The organism is Coprococcus intestinihominis, from assembly GCF_040096555.1.
Taxonomy (GTDB): Bacteria; Bacillota; Clostridia; order Lachnospirales; family Lachnospiraceae; genus Coprococcus_A; species Coprococcus_A intestinihominis.
In genome coordinates, this window is record NZ_JBBMEK010000461.1 from 1 (window position 1) to 1,146 (window position 1,146).

Genomic DNA, 1,146 nt, shown 5'->3' on the forward strand with positions numbered 1-1,146 from the left:
GATACCAAGGCCAGGGCCAGGGAATGGCTGACGGTATACAAGGTACTCAGGAATACCAAGTTCCAGACCTGCTTTGCGGACTTCATCCTTAAAAAGCATTCTTAATGGTTCAATGATCTCCTTGAAATCGACAACATCTGGAAGACCTCCCACATTGTGGTGGGACTTGATAACAGCAGACTTACCGAGACCACTTTCGATCACGTCCGGATAGATTGTGCCCTGTACAAGGAAATCAACGGAACCGATCTTCTTCGCTTCTTCTTCGAAGACACGGATAAATTCTTCACCAATAATCTTACGTTTCGCTTCCGGTTCTGTAACACCCTTCAGTTTGTCATAATATCTCTGCTGTGCATTGACACGGATAAAGTTCAGTTCATAAGGGCCATCAGGGCCGAAAACAGCTTCAACTTCATCGCCTTCGTTCTTGCGCAGAAGACCATGGTCAACAAACACACATGTCAGCTGTTTGCCGATCGCTTTGGACAGAAGGACTGCTGCAACGGAGGAATCAACACCGCCGGATAATGCGCAGAGAACCTTACCATCGCCGATTTTCTCACGGAGAGACTTGATGGTTGTCTCAACGAAAGAATCCATCTTCCAGTCACCAACGCATCCACAGACGTCATAGACGAAATTGTGGAGCATTTTCATACCTTCCTTGGTATGCATAACTTCCGGATGGAACTGGGTAGCGTATAACTTCTTCTCAGCACATTCCATAGCTGCAACAGGGCAGACAGGTGTATGGGCTGTAATACGGAAGCCTTCCGGTACGTCCTTAATATAATCGGTATGACTCATCCAGCAGACGGTTGTATCTGCAACGTCGTGGAAGAGGACAGAAGTTGTATCAACTTCAACATCTGTATGGCCGTATTCGCTGACAGGTGCAGTTGCTACTTCACCGCCCAGCGTGTAAGCCATCAGCTGAGAACCATAGCAGATACCCAGGATCGGGATGCCAAGTTCAAAAATAGCTTTTTCATAATGAGGAGAAGTCTCATCATAAACACTGTTCGGACCACCTGTAAAAATAATACCCTTTGGATTTAAGGCTTTAATCTCGTCCAGTGTCTTAGTATATGGAAGGACTTCACAATATACATTACATTCTCTGACTCTTCGTGCAATTAACTG

At 45.8% G+C, this 1,146-nt stretch carries 1 protein-coding gene; it reads right to left on the reverse strand.

What is annotated here, in order from left to right:
* Positions 1–1,146 (reverse strand): glutamine-hydrolyzing GMP synthase (gene guaA, locus WMO25_RS18215; protein WP_349086652.1); only part of this gene is annotated, 1,146 nt, incomplete at both ends.